Genomic DNA, 19697 nt, shown 5'->3' on the forward strand with positions numbered 1-19697 from the left:
CCTCGCAGGGAGCCCTTCAATGGGGGATGGTACAGGAGCACTTCAATGGAGTTTTCTGGCCGATACTTTCCGCTGACGCGGGGACAGCTCGACATATGGCTTGCGGCTGAAACCGGGCAGTCCGGTGCGAAGTGGCAACTGGGGATGCTTGGGCGGATCGAGGGCACGCTTGAGCCTGATTTGGTTGAGCGTGCAGTCCGGGAAGTGGTGCGCGAGGCCGAACCGCTGAGAGCTGTCTTTTTCGAGGAGGACGGGCGGGTTTTCCAGCGGGCGGTTGATTACCCGGAGGTTGTGCTTGCCCGCTATGACCTCACCGGTTCGCAGGATCCGGCTCGGGACGCCTATCGGCTTTCGGCGTCTATTCAGCGCACGCCAATGCCGCTGACTGGTCCGCTGTTTAAATTTGCGTTGTTCCAGGCAGCGGTCGACGAATTTTATTTGTTCGTGTGCTGCCACCACATCGTCATCGACGGGATCGGCATCGCCCTTGTCTGCCACCGGATCGCGGCGGTCTATTCTGCACTGGCTTCCGGCACGCCGGTTCCGCCGGCTTTCTTTGGCTCGCTGCAAGATCTGGTTGAGTGCGAATCACAATACGAACGCTCCAGCGATTACCTTGACGATCAAGCCTATTGGGCGAGGAACCTTCCCGCGGAAAACCCATCACGCTACCGGTTGGCCCCCATGCCTTCCAGTGATCCGGCCGAGTCTTCAGTACCGGTTCAACTTGACCCAGTCGTCGTTGCCGAACTGCGCCGGCTATCGCAGGCGTTGGGGGTGCGTCGGGCGTCGGTAATTACCGCGGCCTGCGCACTTTTGGTTCGCGGCGGTGACGTCGAGGGCTCGCAGGCGGTGCTCGATTTCCCGGTCAGCCGCCGGGTGCGCCCGGAAACAGCGACGGTGCCCGGCATGTTGTCCGGGACGGTGCCGCTGGTGTTGGCGACGTCCCCGCAGTCTTCGGTCGCGGAGTTTTGCCGGCACGTCGATACGCGGATGCGAGAAGCGCTGCAGCATCAGCGGTTCCCCGTGCATGTTCTGGAGAAAAAGGCGCGCCTCGGCGTTGCTGGGAAGGCGTCGGACCGGGTCATCGTTAACTTCATCCCGACGACGCGGTTAGCGGATTTCAATGGTGCTGCCGGGTCGGGGGCCGTCACCCATTCTGGTTTCGAGGATCAGCTCGAACTATGGTTCATCCGGGCCGGTGAGGAGCTTTTCCTCGACACCGCCGGTCCTCGGCAATTGTTCTGCAATTGTGAAACCCGCGATCTAGTTGAGCGGTTGCAGCGGGTGTTGGTGGCGATGACCGCCGATCCCGGCCGGTCGTTGTCGTCGATCGATGTGCTCGACACCGGTGAGCGCGACCGCCTCGACGAGTGGGGCAACCGGGCGGTGTTGACTCAGCCCGCGACCGCGTCGGCATCGGTTCCGGTGTTGTTCGCCGAGCAGGTAGCCCGCACCCCGGATGCGGTCGCGCTGATGTGCGAAGGCCGCTCACTGACCTACCGGGAACTAGACGAGGCCGCAAACCGGTTGGCGCACCTGCTGGCCGGCCATGGTGCGGGTCCGGGATGGTGTGTGGCACTGCTGTTTTCGCGTTCGGCCGAGGCGATCGTGGCGATCCTGGCGGTTTTGAAGACCGGCGCCGCTTATCTGCCTATCGACCCGGCAGTGCCGGCGGCGCGCATCGCGTTCATGCTCGACGACGCCGCGCCCGTCGCCGCGGTGACCACCGCGGACCTGCGCTCACGACTCGGCGGGTACCACGTGGCGGTCATCGACGTCGACAACGCCGCTATTGACACGGAACCCAGCACACCACTACCCGCGTCGTCCCCCGAGGACATCGCCCACATCATCTACACGTCGGGCACCACCGGCACCCCCAAAGGGGTGGCGGTCACCCACCACAACATCACCCGGCTGTTCGACTCACCCGATGCCGTCTTGCAACCGGAGCCGGGACAGGTGTGGACGCAGTGTCATTCGTATGCCTTCGACTACTCGGTGTGGGAGATCTGGGGTGCCCTGCTGCACGGCGGCCGGCTGCTGGTGGTTCCGGAGCAGGTGACTCGCTCCCCGCGAGATTTCCACGAGCTGCTAGTCAGCCAACGGGTCGGCGTGTTGAGCCAAACCCCTTCGGCGGTAGGTGTTTTAGCGTCCGAGGGGTTGGAGTCGACGACGTTGGTGGTCGCCGCAGAGGCGTGCCCGGCCGAGCTGGTCGACCGGTGGGCGCCCGGGCGGGTGATGGTCAACGCTTACGGCCCCACCGAGACCACGGTGTATGCGTCGATGAGTGCGCCGCTGAGGCCGGGGTCGGGGTCGCCGCCGATCGGGTCGCCGGTGCCCGGGGCGGCCTTGTTTGTGCTCGATTCCTGGCTGCGCCCGGTGCCGGTCGGTGCGGTCGGCGAGTTGTATGTGGCCGGCACGGGGGTGGGGGTTGGGTATGTGGGCCGGACGCCGTTGACGGCGTCGCGGTTTGTGGCGTGCCCGTTCGGTGGCGCAGGAACGCGGATGTATCGCACCGGAGATCTGGTGCGCTGGCGGGTCGACGGTCAGCTGGACTATCTGGGGCGCGCCGACGAGCAGGTCAAGATCCGCGGGTATCGCATCGAACTCGGCGAAATCCAGTCGGTGCTCAGCGGTTTGGAAGGGGTGCAGCAGGCGGCGGTGATCGTCCGGGAGGACCGACCTGGCGGCAAACGCCTGGTGGGCTATGTCATCGGCACCGCCGACCCCGCCCAGGTCCGTGAGGAGCTGGCGCAGCGGCTGCCGGACTACATGGTCCCCGCTGCGGTGGTGGCCGTCGAGTCGTTGCCGCTCACGCCCAACGGCAAGCTCGACAAGCGGGCCCTGCCGGCACCCGAATACACCGGCGGTGCATACCGCACCCCGGCCAACGCTATCGAGGAGATCTTGGCGGGCATCTACGCCCAAGTTCTCGGGCTTGAGCGCGTCGGGGTCGACGACTCCTTCTTCGATTTGGGTGGGGATTCGCTGTCGGCCATGCGGGTGATCGCCGCCGTCAACACCAGCCTGGACGCCGGCCTTGCAGTGCGCGCGGTGTTCGAGGCGCCGACGGTGGCTCAGTTGGCTTCCCGTATCGGTGTGGGCGCGGGCCGGCTCGAATCGTTGCGGCCGGCGGAGCGACCTGCGGTGGTGCCGTTGTCGTTTGCCCAGCAGCGGTTGTGGTTCATCGACCAGTTGCAAGGTCCCTCACCGGTCTACAACATCGCGGCGGCGTTGCGGCTGCGCGGCAACCTGGATACCGACGCGCTGCACCAAGCATTGGGCGACGTGGTCGCTCGCCACGAGAGCCTGCGCACGCTGTTCGTGGCACCTGAGGGGATTCCACGACAGGTGGTCATCCCGGTTGAGCGGGCCGAATTCGGCTGGGATGTCATTGATGCCGTCGGGTGGCCGGTGAGTCGGCTGCAGGATGCCGTTACGTCAGCAGTTTGCCACACGTTCGACCTGGCGACTGCGATCCCTTTGCGTGCAACTCTTTTCCGCGTCAGGGAAGACGAGCATGTGCTGGTGGTAGTGGTTCACCATATCGCCGCCGACGGCTGGTCGCTGAGGCCGCTGGCCGCTGACCTGAGTGCGGCCTATCACAGCAGGTGCGCCGGCCGGGCCCCCGGGTGGGCCGAGTTGCCCGTGCAGTATGTCGATTACACGCTGTGGCAGCGGGCGCAGTTCGGTGAGTTCGACGATCCCGACAGCCCTATCGCCGCGCAACTGGCCTACTGGGAACAGGCCCTGGCCGGGATGCCCGAGCGGCTGGAGCTGCCGACCGATCGGCCTTATCCGCCGGTTGCCGATCACCGCGGCGCCAGTGTGACGCTGGAGTGGCCGGCCGAGCTGCAGCAGCGGGTGCGCAATGTGGCTCGTGAGCACGACGCGAGCAGTTTCATGGTGGTTCAGACCGCCCTGGCAGTGCTACTGGCCAAGTTGAGCGCTAGTTCCGATGTGGCCGTGGGGTTTCCGATCGCCGGCCGTCGCGACCCGGTGCTCGACGAGCTGGTGGGATTTTTCGTCAACACCTTGGTGCTGCGCGTCGACCTGGCCGGCGATCCCACCGTCGCCGAGTTGCTGGCCCAGGTGCGGCGGCGCAGCCTGGCCGCCTACGAGCACCAAGACGTGCCCTTCGAAGTGCTCGTCGAGCGGCTCAACCCGACCCGCAGCCTGACCCATCACCCCTTGGTGCAGGTGCTGTTGACATGGCAGAACTTCCCCGGGTACACGAGCGGACCCGCAGCCGGATTGAATCTCAGGGATCTGCAGGTGACGCCGCTGCCGGTCGACACCCAAACGGCCCGCATGGATTTGGTGATTTCGCTTGCCGAACAGTGGACCGAAACCGGCGAGCCCGCCGGGATCGGCGGTAACGTGGAGTTTCGCACCGACGTGTTCGACGCCTCCAGCATCGAAACGCTGATCGCGCGGTTCGAGCGGGTGTTGGCGGCCATGACCGCCGATCCGGGGCGGTCGTTGTCGTCGGTCGATGTGCTCGACGAGGCCGAGCGCGCCCGGTTGGACCAGGTAGGTAACCGCGCGGTGTTGACCGCAGCGGCACCCGCCACCGTGTCGATCCCGGAGTTGTTCGCCGCGCGGGTGGCCCAGGCCCCGGATGCGGTGGCGTTGGTGTGTGGTGAGCGGTCCTGGACCTATCGGGAGCTCGACGAGGCGGCCAACCGGTTGGCGCACCTACTGGCCGCTCACCGTGCGGGCCCGGGAGAGTCTGTGGCCCTTATGTTTTCGCGGTCGGCCGAGGCGATCGTGGCGATGTTGGCGGTGCTCAAGAGCGGGGCGGCGTACCTGCCGATGGACCCCGCGCTGCCGGCCGCCCGGATTGCGGTCATCCTTGCCGACGCCGCACCAATTGCCGCGATCACCACGGCGGACCTGCGCTCGCGGCTGGACGGGTTGGATGTGACCGTCGTCGACGTCGACGATCCCGCCGTCGCAGCACAATCGGGCACGGCGCTGCCGTCGCCGCGCCCGGACAACGTCTCCCACATCATCTACACCTCGGGCACCACCGGTGTTCCCAAGGGCGTGGCCGTCGGCCACCACCACGTGACCCAGCTGTTCGATTCACTCGACGTCGGCCTGCCCGCGGCGGGGGTGTGGTCGCAGTGGCATTCCTACGGCTTCGACGTCTCGGTGTTCGAGATCTGGGGTGCGCTGCTGCAAGGCGGGCGGCTGGTGATGGTGCCCGAGTCGGTGGCCCGCTCACCGGAAGATTTCCACGCCTTGCTCGTCCACGAGCAAGTCAGCGTTTTGAATCAGACGCCCTCGGCTGTGGCCATGTTGTCGCCGCGGGATTTGGACGGGGTGGCCTTGCTGGTGGGCGGTGAGCCCTGTCCGCCCGAGGTGGTGGATCGTTGGGCGCCGGGGCGGGTGATGATCAACGCCTACGGGCCGAGCGAGACGTGGTATACGGCGTTGAGCGCGCCGCTGAAGCCCGGGTCGGGTGCACCGCCCATCGGATCGCCGGTGCCCGGGGCGGCCTTGTTCGTGCTGGACAGGTTGTTGCGCCCGGTGCCCGCCGGGGTGACGGGCGAGTTGTATGTCGCCGGTCGCGGTGTCACGTATGGGTATTGGCGACGAGCATCTTTGACCGGTTCGCGGTTTGTGGCGTGCCCGTTCGGGGCTGCGGGGCAGAGGATGTATCGCACCGGCGATCTGGTGCGCTGGCGCGCCGACGGGCAACTGGACTATGTGGGCCGCGCCGACGGGCAGGTCAAGATCCGCGGGTATCGCATCGAACTCGGCGACGTGCAAACCGCCCTGGCCGACTGCGATGGGGTGGAGCACGCGGCGGCGGTTGCCCGCGAGGACCGCCCCGGGAACAAGCGCCTGGTCGGTTATGTCACTGGGACGGCGGACCCGGCCGAGATCCGCGCCCAGCTGGGGCAGCGGCTGCCCGCCTACATGATCCCGTCCGCGGTGGTGGTGTTGGAAGCGCTGCCGCTGACGGTCAACGGCAAGCTCGACATCCGCGCCCTGCCGGTACCCGAGTACTCCGGCGCTCGGTATACCGCCCCTACCAACGCTATTGAGGAAATCCTGGCGGGCATATACGCCCAAGTGCTGAGTGTCGAGCAGGTCGGGATCGACGACTCGTTCTTCGACCTCGGTGGGGATTCGCTGTCGGCGATGCGTCTGATCGCTGCGATCAATACCTCGCTGGATGCCGGTCTGTCGGTGCGTGCCGTGTTCGAGGCGCCCACGGTAGCCCAATTGTCGTCCCGCATCGGCGTGGGTGCCGGCCGCCTCGAGCCGTTGCGGCCGGTGGAACGGCCCGCCATCGTGCCGTTGTCGTTCGCCCAGAACCGGTTGTGGATTCTGGACCAATTGCAAGGCCCCTCACCGGTTTACAACATGGCCGCAGCTTTGCGGATGCGTGGCCGGCTCGACGCCGACGCGTTGGGTGCGGCCCTGGCCGATGTGGTGGACCGCCATGAAAGCCTGCGCACGGTCTTCGCGGCTCCCGACGGGATACCTCAGCAGGTGGTGATCCCAGCAGAGCGCGCCGATTTCGGCTGGGACGTCGTCGACGCCGGCGACTGGCCGCAAGGCCGGCTGGACGAGGCCATCAGTCAGGCAGCCTGCTACACGTTCGACCTGGCCAACGAGATCCCCTTGCGAGCAATGCTTTTCCGGATCAGCGACGACGAGCATGTGCTGGTGGCGGTGGTGCATCATATCGCCGCCGACGGTTGGTCTATCACCCCGCTCGTGCGTGATCTGGGAGTGGCCTATGCCAGCCGATGTGGTGGGCGGGCCCCGCAGTGGGCACCGTTGCCCGTGCAATACGCCGATTACACGTTGTGGCAGCGCGCCCAGTTCGGTGAGCTTGACGATCCCGACAGTCCCATCGCCGCGCAATTGGCCTATTGGGAAGAAGCGTTGGCCGGGATGCCCGAGCGGCTACAGTTGCCCACCGACCGGCCCTATCCGGCGGTTGCCGATTACCGCGGGGCCAGTATGCCGGTGGAGTGGCCGGCCGAACTGCAGGAGCAGGTGGCGCGGGTGGCCCGCGAGCAGAATGCGACGAGCTTCATGGTGGTTCAAGCTGCCTTGGCGGTGCTGTTGTCCAAGCTCAGCGCCAGTTCCGATGTGGCGCTGGGCTTTCCGATCGCCGGGCGTCGCGATCCGGCGCTCGACGAGCTGGTCGGATTTTTCGTCAACACCTTGGTGTTGCGGGTCGATCTGGCCGGTGATCCCACGGTCGCCGAGCTGCTGGCCCAGGTGCGGGCCCGCAGCCTGGCCGCCTACGAGCACCAAGACGTCCCGTTTGAGGTGTTGGTTGAGCGGCTCAACCCGACCCGCAGCATGACGCATCACCCCTTGGTCCAAGTGGCGTCGACATGGCAGAACAACGAGCGCGCGAAGCTGGCATTGGGTGACCTCGAGGTTATGCCGCTGCCCACAGAGACCCGCAGCGCCCGCATGGACCTCACATTTTCGGTACGTGAGTGTTTCACCGAGGCGGGTGAGCCCGCCGGGATTGGTGGGGCGGTGGAGTTTCGCACTGATGTGTTCGATGCCGAGAGCATCGAGGTGTTGGTTGCGCGGTTGGAGCGGGTGTTGGTGGCCATGACCGCCGCGCCGTTGCGGCGGTTGTCGTCGGTGGATGTGCTCGACGACGGCGAGCGGGCTCGTCTGGATGAGATCGGCAACCGGGCCGCGTTGGCCCGGTCCATCGCTGCGGCATCGGTTCCGGGGTTGTTCGCCGCACAGGCGGCTCGGACCCCGGACGCGGTGGCGCTCAGCTGCGGTGAGGTCTCGTGGACGTACCGGGAGCTTGATGAGGCTGCGAACCGGCTGGCGCACCTGCTGGCCGGCCACGGTGTAGGCCCGGGACAGTCTGTGGCGCTGCTGTTGTCGCGGTCAGCCGAGGCGATCGTGGCGATTTTGGCGGTGCTCAAAACCGGGGCGGCCTATCTGCCGATCGACCCGTCGCTGCCGACCGCCCGTCTCGGGTTCTTGCTCGACGACGCCGCGCCGATCGTAGCGGTCACCACCGGCCAGCTGCGCTCCCGGCTCGGCGGGTTCGGCGTGGTGGTTGTTGACGTCGACGACCCCCGCATCGATGCCCAGCCCAGCACCGCATTGCCCACGCCCGACCCCGATGACATGGCGTACCTGATCTACACCTCGGGCACCACCGGCATGCCCAAAGGTGTTGCGGTCACGCATCGCAACGTCACCCAGTTGTTGGGGTCGCTGGATGCCGGTTTGCCGGTGTCGGGGGTATGGTCGCACACTCACTCGCTGGCCTTCGATGTGTCGGTGTGGGAGATCTTCGGGGCGCTGCTGCGCGGCGGCATGCTGGTGGTGATACCTGAGGAGGTGACCGGCTCCCCGGAAGACTTGCATGCCTTACTGATTCGTGAGCATGTCGATGTGCTGACTCAAACCCCGTCGGCGGTGAGCGTTTTGGCGCCGGAGGGGTTGGGGTCGGCGGCGTTGGTGGCGGCCGGCGAGGCATGCCCGGCCTCCGTCGTGGATCGCTGGGCGCCGGGGCGGGTGATGGTCAATGCCTACGGGCCGACCGAGACGACGATGTGCGTGGCGATCAGCGCCCCGCTGACACCCGGTTCGGGGGTACCGCCGATCGGGTTGCCGGTGGCGGGGGCGGCGTTTTTTGTGCTCGACGCCGGGTTGCGTCCGGTGCCGCCCGGGGTGATCGGCGAGCTGTATATCGCCGGTGCCGGACTGGGTGTGGGCTATTGGCGGCGGGCTGGTTTGACGGCGTCGCGGTTTGTGGCGTGCCCGTTCGGCCACAGCGGGACACGCATGTATCGCACCGGGGATGTGGTGCGCTGGCGCGCCGACGGGCAGCTCGATTATGTGGGCCGCGCTGATGAGCAGGTCAAGATCCGCGGGTATCGCATCGAACTCGGCGAAATCCAGGCCGCGCTCAGCGCACTCGACGGTGTAAAGCAGGCGGCGGTGATCGCCCGTGAGGATCGCCCCGGCGACAAGCGGCTGGTCGGTTATGTCACCGGCGCCGCCGACCCGACGCAGGTGCGCGAGAAGCTGGCGCAGCGCCTGCCGGGCTACATGGTGCCCGCCGCGGTGGTAGTGCTTGACGCGTTGCCGTTGACGCCCAACGGCAAACTGGACACCCGGGCGCTGCCGGCGCCGGAATACACCGCGGGTGAGTATCGCGCCCCGACCAACGCCGTCGAGGAGATCCTGTCCGGCATCTACGCCCAAGTCCTCGGCCTGGACCGCGTCGGGGTTGACGAGTCGTTCTTCGATCTGGGCGGGGACAGCATTTCGGCGATGCAGGTGGTCGCCCGCGCGCGCGCCGCGGGTTTGATGTGTCGGCCGCGGGATGTGTTCGTCGAACAAAGCGTGGCCCGGTTGGCCCGGGTGGTCAGCACCGCGGGTGCGAGCGGCCCGGTCGACGAGGGGCTGGGCGAGGTCACCGCTACCCCGATCATGCGCTGGCTGGCAGGTATTGACGGGGCGGTGGATCAGTTCAACCAGACCGTTGCGCTGCAAGCCCCCGCGGAAGTCACCGAGGCCGACGTGCTGGTGCTGGTGCAGGCATTGCTGGACCGCCATGGCATGCTGCGAGCCCGCCTCGACGACGACGGCCGCTCGCTTCAGGTGCCTGAGGCCGGCTCGGTCGGTGCCCGCGATTGTCTGCACAGCGTCGACGAGCTGCGCGACGAGGCGCTCATCGAGGCGCGCTCGCAGCTCAACCCGGCCGCCGGGGTGATGCTTCGCGCGCTATGGGTGGCCGACAGCCGCCAGCTGGTGTTGATCATCCACCATCTGGTCATCGACGCGGTCTCCTGGCGAATCCTCTTGGAAGACCTCAACATCGCCTGGACACAGCACCGCAACGGTCAGCCGGTGGCGTTGCCGGCCTGGGGCACTTCGTTTGCGCGGTGGGCATCGCTACTCACCGAGTACGCCCGCCGCCCCGAGGTCGTGGAGTTGGCAGACGCCTGGAAGCAGGCGGCGGGGGCCTGGACCGCGTTGCCGGCGGTGCGCCCCGAGACCGACACCTACCAAACCGCGGGACATTTCTCGGTCTCGCTGGACGCCGAGACCACCCGGACACTCCTGGACGAGGTACCCCCGGCCTTCCACGCCGGAGTGCACGAGATCCTATTGATCGCTTTCGGTTTGGCAGTTGCGCGGTTTGTAGGTAACGGCAGCGCACCGATCGCCATCGACGTGGAGGGCCACGGCCGCCACGAGGAACTGGGCCCGGATGTAGACCTGTCCCGCACCGTGGGCTGGTTCACCACCAAATACCCGGTGGCGTTCGCGGTAGGCCGACTGGACTGGGCGCAGGTGCTTTCCGGTGGAGCGGATCTTGGGGCGATACTCAAGTACGCCAAAGAGCAGCTTCGCGCCCTACCGCACCCGCTGAGCTATGGGGCGCTGCGTTATCTGAATCCCGATATTGGTCTGGACGGGTCGGAGCCGTCGATCGCGTTCAACTACTTGGGCCGGCTGGGCGCCTCGGATGAGGTGTCCGGCGAGGCGTGGCGGATCTGCCCTGACGACATGTCGGCCACCGCGGCCGCCGCGGCAATACCGATGCCGCTCGCGCACGCCGTTGAGCTCAATGCCGGCACCGTCGAAACCGACACCGGTCCGCGACTGCACGCCGACTGGAGGTGGGCGCCGTCGGTCCTCGATGAAACGCATGTAAATCGATTGAGCCGGTTGTGGTTTGAGGCGCTGGCCGGCATCTGCGCCCATGTGCGAGCCGGTGGCGGCGGGTTGACCCCGTCAGATATCGCGCCCGCCACGCTGAACCAGCAGCAGATCGACGAGCTGCAGCGGCAATATGAGATCGCCGACATCTTGTCGTTGACTCCCTTGCAGCGGGGCCTGCTCTTTCACGCCGGCACCGCCCAAGGCAGCGACGACGACATCTATGCGGTGCAGCTGGCAATCACGTTAAGTGGCAGGCTCGATACTCACCGGCTGCGCGATGCCGTGCAGACCGTGGTCGAACGGCATCCGAATCTGTTGGCCCGCTTCTGCGACCGGTTCGACGAGCCGGTGCAGATCATCCCCGCCGATCCGGTAGTGCCTTGGCGCTACGTCGAGCTTGACGGCGACGACCCGCACGAGATGCAGCGGCTGTGTGCCGCCGAACGCGCCGCGGTCTGCGACCTCGCGCACGAGCCGGCGTTCCGGGCGGCGCTGATCCGCACCGCACCTGATCGGCACCGATTTGTGCTGACCAATCACCACATCGTGCTCGACGGCTGGTCACTGGCAATCCTGATGCGGGAAATAATCGCCGGCTACGGCGGACAGCCGCTACCCGCCGCCACGCCGTATCGGACATATGTTGCTTGGCTGGCCGACCGTGACCTCGACGCCGCCCGCGCCGCCTGGCGCGAGGTACTGGCCGGCTTCGACAGTCCGACGCTGTTCGCCCCGCCGGACCGGTTGTCGCTGGGCACCCGTAGCGTTGAATCGTTTTGGGTGTCAGCCCAAACCACAGCGGCCGTCAGCGAGCTGGCGCGCTCGAGTCACACCACAGTCAGCACCGTGCTGCAGGGCGCCTGGGCGCAGCTGCTGTGCTGGCTGACCGGTCAACACGACGTCGCCTTCGGTGCTGCCGTCTCGGGCCGGCCGGCCGAGCTGATGGGCGCCGACACGATGGTCGGCCTGTTCATCAACACGGTGCCGGTGCGGGCGCGCATCACGGCGGCGACCACCACCGCAGAACTGCTCGAGCAGCTGCAGAACATCCACAACGACACACTCGAGCATGAGCACTTGGCGCTCAACGAGATTCACCGCATCACCGGTCAGGACACACTGTTCGACACCGTTTTCGCCTACGAAAACTATCCGCTGGACGCTGCCGCGTTGGCAGGCAACGAGTTGGGCATCGGTGATATCAGCGTTCGCGAATACACCCACTACCCGCTGACAGTGCAAGCTCTGCCTGGCCGTGAAATCGGTTTCCGGGTGGCATACGACACCGATGTGTTCGAGGCGGACACCATCGCATCACTCATCGGGCGATTCGAGCGGGTGTTGGCGGCGATGGCCGCCGAGCCGGCTCGCCGGTTGTCGTCGATCGACCTGCTCGGCACGGCCGAGCACGCCCGCCTGGATGGCTTCTGTCACCGGGCCGAATTGAGCCGGCCGGCGAGCACACCGATGTCGCTTCCGGCGTTGTTCGCCGCGCAGGTGGCCCGCACCCCGGACGCCGCGGCGATCACCTGCGCAGGCCGCTCACTGACCTACCGCGAGCTGGACGAGGCCGCGAACCGGTTGGCGCACCTGCTCACCGAAAACGGTGCGGGTCCCGGACAGGCTGTGGCGCTGCTGTTTTCGCGGTCGGCCGAAGCGATCGTCGCGATGCTGGCAGTGCTCAAGACCGGAGCGGCCTACCTGCCGATCGACCCGGCACTACCGGCGACCCGAATCGGGTTCATGCTCACCGATGCCGCACCGATCGCCGCGGTCACCGCCAGCGGACTGGCCAACCGGCTCGACGGGCATGATATCGCGGGCATCGACATCGACGACCCCGCTGCGCACACCCGGCCCAGCACAGCACTGCCTGCGCCGGCCCCCGATGACATCGCCCACATCATCTATACGTCCGGCACCACCGGGATCCCCAAAGGCGTGGCGGTCACCCATCGCAACGTCGCTCGGCTTTTCGAGTCTCCCTGTGACGGTTTGGAATTGGGACCTGGCCAGGTGTGGACACAGTGTCATTCCTATGCCTTCGACTTCTCGGTCTGGGAGATCTGGGGCGCCCTGCTGCACGGCGGGCGGCTGGTGGTGGTGCCCGAGTCGGTGGCCGGGTCACCGGACGACTTCCACACCTTGCTGGTCGCTGAAGAAGTCAGTGTCTTAAGCCAAACCCCGTCTGCGGTGGCGGCGCTGTCACCGCACGGGTTGGATTCGACGGCGTTGGTGGTGGCCGGGGAGGCGTGCCCGGCCGAGGTGGTGGATCGGTGGGCGCCCGGGCGGCTGATGGTCAACGCCTACGGCCCCACCGAGACGACGGTGTACGCGGCGATCAGCGCGCCGCTGACACGGGGCTCGGGGGCGCCGCCGATCGGGTCGCCGGTGCCGGGAGCGGCATTGTTTGTCCTTGACGGGTGGTTGCGGCCGGTGTCCGTGGGTGTGGTCGGGGAGTTGTATGTGGCCGGCAGCGGGGTGGGGGTCGGTTATGTGCGCCGTGCATGTTTGACCGCGTCGCGGTTTGTGGCGTGCCCGTTCGGCGGCGCGGGGACACGGATGTATCGCACCGGGGATTTGGTGCGCTGGCGCGCCGACGGGCAACTGGATTATCTGGGCCGCGCCGACGAGCAGGTCAAGATCCGCGGGTATCGCATCGAACTGGGCGAAATCCAGTCGGCGCTCAGCGGTTTGGATGGCGTAGCACAGGCGGCGGTGATCGCGCGCGAGGACCGTCCCGGCGACAAACGCCTGGTCGGCTACATCACTGGCACCGCCGACCCGGCGCAGATACGCGACCAGTTGGCCGAGCGGCTGCCCGCCTACATGGTGCCCGCCGCCGTGGTGACACTCGATGCATTGCCGCTCACACCCAACGGGAAACTCGACAGACGTGCCCTGCCGGCACCCGAGTACGCCGGCGCCGACCCTTACCGCGCCCCAGCCACCGCGGTGGAGGAGATCGTGGCCGGCATCTACGCTCAGGTGCTCGGCGTCGAACGCGTCGGGGTCGACGACTCGTTCTTCGACCTGGGTGGGGATTCGCTGTCGGCGATGCGCCTGATCGCCGCGCTCAATAGTGGCCTGGACGCCGACCTCTCGGTGCGCACCTTGTTCGAGGCGCCCACCGTGGCCCTGCTGGCATCTCTTATCGGTGTGGGTGCGGGGCGGCTGGAGCCGTTGCGGCCGATGGAACGGCCACCAGTGGTGCCCCTATCGTTTGCCCAGCAACGGTTGTGGATCCTCGACCAATTCCAGGGACCCTCACCGGTTTACAACATGGCGGTGGCGTTGCGGCTGCGCGGGCGCCTTGATGCCGACGCCCTCGGTGCCGCGCTTGCCGACGTGGTGGACCGCCACGAAAGCCTGCGCACCGTGTTCGGCAGCATCGAGGGGATACCCCGGCAGATCGTTATCCCGTTTGAGCGAGCCGATTTCGGGTGGGACATTGTCGATGCCGCCGAGTGGGCGGAAAGCCGGCTGGATGAGGCTGTCGATGAGGTGGCCCGTCACACCTTTGACCTGTCAGCCGAGATTCCCTTGAGGGCCCGACTTTTCCGGATCGGCGTCGACGAGCACGTACTGGTTGCGGTGGTGCACCATATCGCGGCCGACGGCTGGTCAATCGCGCCGCTGGTGCGCGATCTGAGCGCGGCCTATGCCAGCCGTTCCGCGGGGCGGGCCCCGGACTGGGCGCCGTTGGCGGTCCAGTACGTCGATTACACGCTGTGGCAGCGTAGTCAGTTTGGTGACCTCGACGACAGTGACAGCCCGATCGCCGCGCAGCTGGCCTATTGGGAGGATGCGCTCGCCGACATGCCTGAGCGCCTTGACCTTCCGACCGATCGGCCCTACCCGGCGGTCGCTGATCACCGCGGCGCAAGTCTGGTGGTGGATTGGCCGGCCGAGCTGCAGCAGCGGGTGGCTCAGGTTGCCCGTGAGCACAATGCGACGAGTTTCATGGTGATCCAGGCGGCCCTGGCTGTGTTGTTGTCCAAGCTCGGTGCCAGTTCTGATGTGGCCGTGGGGTTTCCGATCGCCGGGCGCCGCGACCCCGCACTCGATGAGCTGGTCGGGTTTTTCGTCAACACTCTCGTGCTGCGAGTCGACCTCACCGGGGACCCAACCTTCGCCGATCTGCTGGCCCAGGTGCGGCGGCGCAGCCTGGCCGCCTACGAGCACCAGGACGTGCCCTTCGAGGTGCTGGTCGAGCGGCTCAACCCGACCCGCAGCCTGTCCCATCACCCCCTCATCCAGGTGGTGCTGGACTGGCAGAACCTTCCCGAGGGCGGCAACTCGGCCGCGGGGTTGGCCCTGGGGGATCTGCAGGTCACGCCGCTGACCATCGAAACCCGCACGGCCCGCATAGATTTGGCGTTTCACTTGACGGAACGCTGGAACGAGTCCGGTGAGCCCGCCGGGATCGGCGGGGACGTGGAGTTTCGCACCGACGTCTTCGACACGGCCACCATCGGGGCGCTGACCGAGCGGCTGGAGCGGGTGTTGGCGGCGATGACAGCCGACCCCGTCCGGCGGTGGTCGTCGGTGGATGTGCTCGTCGAGGATGAACATACCCTGTTGGACGAGGTCGGCAATCGGGCGGTATTGACCAAACCGGCGACGATGCCGGTGTCGGTCCCGGTGTTGTTCGCCGACCAGGTGGCCCGCACCCCGGATGCCGTGGCGATCAGCTGCCAAGGCCGTTCACTGACCTACCGCCAGCTCGACGAGGCGGCGAACCGGTTGGCGCACCTGCTGGCCGGCCGCGGTGTAGGCCCGGGACAGTCTGTGGCGCTGCTGTTTTGGCGTTCAGCCGAGGCGATCGCGGCGATCCTGGCGGTGCTCAAAGCCGGAGCGGCGTATCTGCCGATCGACCCGGTGTTGCCCGACTCCCGTATCAGGTTCATGCTCGACGATGCCGGGCCGATCGCCGCTATAACGACCGCAGACCTGGCCGGGCGGTTAGAGGGCCACGACGTGCTGGTCGTCGATGCCAACGACCCCGCCGTTGACACCCAACCCAGCACCCCGCTCCCAGCGCCGACACCCGATGACATCGCCTACCTGATCTACACCTCGGGCACCACTGGGGTGCCCAAAGGCGTTGCCATCACCCATCGCAACGTCACTCAGCTGATGGCGTCCCTGGATGCGGGTCTGCCGGCCGCGGGGGTGTGGGCGCATTCTCACTCGCTGGCGTTCGACGTGTCGGTGTGGGAAATTTTCGGCGCGCTGCTGCGCGGCGGCCGCGTGGTGGTGGTGCCCGAAGCGGTGGCCCGCTCGCCGGTGCACTTCCACGACGTGCTTGTCGCCGAACAGGTCGGTGTGCTCACCCAGACCCCATCCGGGACAGGGGTATTGGCTCCGGAGGGGTTGAAATCGACGGCGTTGGTGGTGGTCGGTGAGGCGTGCCCGGCCGAGGTGGTGGACCGGTGGGCGCCGGGGCGGGTGATGGTCAACGCCTACGGGCCGACCGAGACCACGATGTGCGTGGCGATCAGCGCCCCGCTGACAGCGGGATCGGGTTCGCCGCCGATCGGGTCGCCGGTGGCCGGGGCGGCGTTGTTCGTGCTCGACGCCGGGTTGCGCCCGGTGCCGCCCGGGGTGGTCGGGGAGTTGTATGTGGCTGGCGCAGGCCTGGCGTGCGCGTACGTGGGACGCCCTGGGCTGACGGCGTCGCGGTTTGTGGCGTGCCCGTTCGGTGGGCCCGCGACACGGATGTATCGCACCGGGGATTTGGTGCGCTGGCGCGCCGACGGGCAGTTGGATTATCTGGGCCGCGCCGACGAGCAGGTCAAGATCCGCGGGTACCGCATCGAGCTCGGCGAGATCCGTTCCGCACTAACCGGTTTGGACGGTGTCGAGCAGGCGGCGGTGATCGCGCGCGAGGGCCTTCCCGGCGACAAACGCCTGGTCGGCTACATCACCGGCACCGCCGACCCGACCCAGATACGCGACCAGTTGGCTGAGCGGCTACCGGAGTACATGGTCCCGGCGGCGGTAGTGGCGTTGGAGGCATTGCCGTTGACCCCCAACGGCAAACTCGACACCCGCGCCCTGCCGCCACCCGAGTACACCGCGGGTGAATATCGCGCTCCCACCAATCCCGTCGAGGAAATCGTGGCGGGCATCTACGCGCAGGTGTTCGGACTCGAACGCGTCGGCGTCGACGAGTCGTTTACCGACCTCGGCGGAGATTCGCTATCGGCGATGCGGGTCGTCGCCGCGATCAACAGCAGCCTGGGCGCCGATCTTTCGGTGCGCAACGTGTTCGAGGCGCCGACGGTTGCCCAGCTGGCGTCCCGTATCGGCGCAGGCGCAGGTCGGGTCGAACCGTTGACCCCGGTCGAACGGCCCGCGGTGATTCCGTTGTCGTTTGCCCAGCAGCGGTTGTGGTTCATCGACCAGTTGCAAGGTCCCTCACCGGTTTACAACATCGCCGTCGCATTGCGGTTAAGTGGACGACTCGACGCCGATGCCCTGCGTGCGGCGCTGGCCGATGTGGTGGGCCGGCATGAAACCCTACGCACCTTGTTCCTCGCGCCCGAGGGCAACCCTGCACAGGTGGTGCTACCTGCAGAGCAGAGCGATTTCGGGTGGGATGTTGTCGATGCGACCGGTTGGTCGGCAGACCGGCTGGATCCGGCCATCGGCGCAGCCGTGCGTCACACGTTTAACCTGTCAACGGACGTGCCTTTGTGGACAAGGCTTTTCAAGGAAAGCGCTGACGAGCACGTGCTGGTGGCAGTGGTACACCATATCGCCGCCGACGGATGGTCGATCGCGCCGCTGGTGCGTGATCTCGGACTGGCCTATGCCGGCCGGTGTGCGGGGCAAGCCCCGAACTGGGACCCGCTGGCCCTGCAGTACGCCGATTACACGCTGTGGCAACGCGAACAGCTTGGCGATCTCGACGATCCCGACAGCCCCATCGCCGCGCAGGTGGCCTATTGGCAAGATGCCCTGGCCGGAATGCCCGAGCGCCTCGAGCTTCCCACCGATCGGCCCTATCCACCGGTCGCCGATCAGCGGGGTGCCAGCATCGCGGTCGACTGGCCGGCCGAACTGCAGCAACAGGTGACGCGGGTTGCCCGCCAGCACAAGGCGACCAGCTTCATGGTCATGCAGGCCGCCCTGGCGATGCTGCTGTCCAAGCTCAGCGCCAGTTCCGATGTGGCCGTGGGGTTCCCGATCGCCGGGCGCCGAGGCCCCGCACTCGACGAGCTGGTCGGGTTCTTCGTCAACACCTTGGTACTCCGGGTCGATCTGGCCGGCGATCCTACTGTGGCCGAATTGCTGGCCCAGGTGCGCCGCCGCAGCCTGGGCGCCTACGAGCACCAGGACGTGCCGTTCGAGGTGCTGGTCGAGCGGCTCAACCCGACCCGCAGCCTGACCCATCACCCGCTGGTGCAGGTGTTGTTGGCCTGGCAGAACCTGCCCTGGCAGCAGACCAACGCCGCCATCGAGCTGGCCTTGGGCGACCTGGACGTCACGCCGCTGCCCGTCGAAACACAGTCCGCCCGCATGGATCTGGTGGTTTCACTAGCTGAGCGCTGGAACCCGGACGGCGAGCCCGCCGGGATCAACGGGATGGTGGAGTTTCGCACCGACGTGTTCGACGCGCCCAGCATCGAGGCGCTGGTCGAGCGGTTGCGGCGGGTATTGGTGGCGATGGCCGGCGACCCGGCCCAGTCATTGTCGTCGATTGATCTGCTCGACGAACCCGAACACGCCCGCCTGGATGAGTGGGGCAACAGGGCGGCGTTGACCACACCGACGACTGCGCCGGTGTCCGTTCCGGAGTTGTTCGCCACTCAGGTAGCGCAGACACCGGATGCGGTGGCATTGGTGTGTGGGAAGCGTACGTGGACGTATCGGGAGCTTGACGAGGCGGCCAACCGGTTGGCGCACCTGCTGGCCGACCTCGGCGCGGGCCCGGGACAGTCGGTGGCCCTGCTGTTTTCGCGGTCGGCCGAAGCAATCGTCGCGATCCTCGCGGTGCTCAAGACCGGGGCGACCTATCTGCCGATCGACCCGGCGCTGCCCGCGGCGCGAATCGGGTTCATGCTCGACGATGCCGCGCCCGTCGCCGCTGTCACCACCGCAGAACTGCGGTCGCGGCTCGACGGGTTTGCATTGCCGGTTGTCGATATCGATGACCCCCGCATCGAGGACCAGTCCGGAACAGCGTTGCCGCCGCCGGCCCACGATGACATCGCCTACCTGATCTACACCTCGGGCACCACCGGTGTGCCCAAGGGCGTGGCGCTCACCCACCGCAATGTCACCGGGCTGCTCGGATCGCTGGATGCGGATCTGCCGACGACGGGCGTGTGGTCGCATAGTCACTCCCTGGCTTTCGACGTGTCGGTGTGGGAAATTTTCGGCGCGCTGCTGCACGGCGGGCGGTTGGTTGTGATACCGGAGTCGGTGGCCGGCTCACCCGAGGATTTCCACAGTGTGTTGGTTGCCGAGCAGGTTGGTGTGCTCACCGAAACACCTTCTGCGGTAAGTGTTTTATCGCCTGACGGGTTGCAGGCGACGGCGTTGGTGGTGGCCGGTGAGGCGTGTCCGGCCGAGCTGGTGGATCGCTGGGCGCCGGGGCGGGTGATGGTCAACGCCTACGGGCCGACCGAGACGACGATGTGTGTGGCGATCAGCGCACCCCTGACGCCGGGGCAGGGGGCGGTGCCGATCGGGTCTCCGGTGCCCGGTGCGGCGTTGTTCGTGCTCGACGGCTGGTTGCGCCCGGTGCCTGCGGGTGTCGTCGGGGAGTTGTATGTGGCCGGCACCGGTGTGGGAGTCGGGTACGTGCGCCGCGCGCCTTTGACGGCGTCGCGGTTTGTGGCGTGTCCGTTCGGGGCTGGCGGGCAGAGGATGTATCGCACCGGGGATCTGGTGCGCTGGCGCCCCGACGGCCAGCTGGACTATCTGGGCCGCGCCGATGAGCAGGTCAAGATCCGCGGGTATCGCGTCGAACTCGGCGAAATCCAAACAGC

General features: G+C 67.1%; 1 protein-coding gene. It reads left to right on the top strand.

The window, feature by feature from the left end; all coding sequences use genetic code 11:
- Positions 1-45 precede the first annotated feature (45 nt).
- Positions 46-19697 (top strand): non-ribosomal peptide synthetase (locus tag AWB95_RS20410; RefSeq protein ID WP_085168577.1); only part of this gene is annotated, 19652 nt, incomplete at its 3' end.

This window comes from Mycobacterium celatum, assembly GCF_002101595.1.
In the GTDB taxonomy this organism is placed as follows: domain Bacteria; phylum Actinomycetota; class Actinomycetes; order Mycobacteriales; family Mycobacteriaceae; genus Mycobacterium; species Mycobacterium celatum.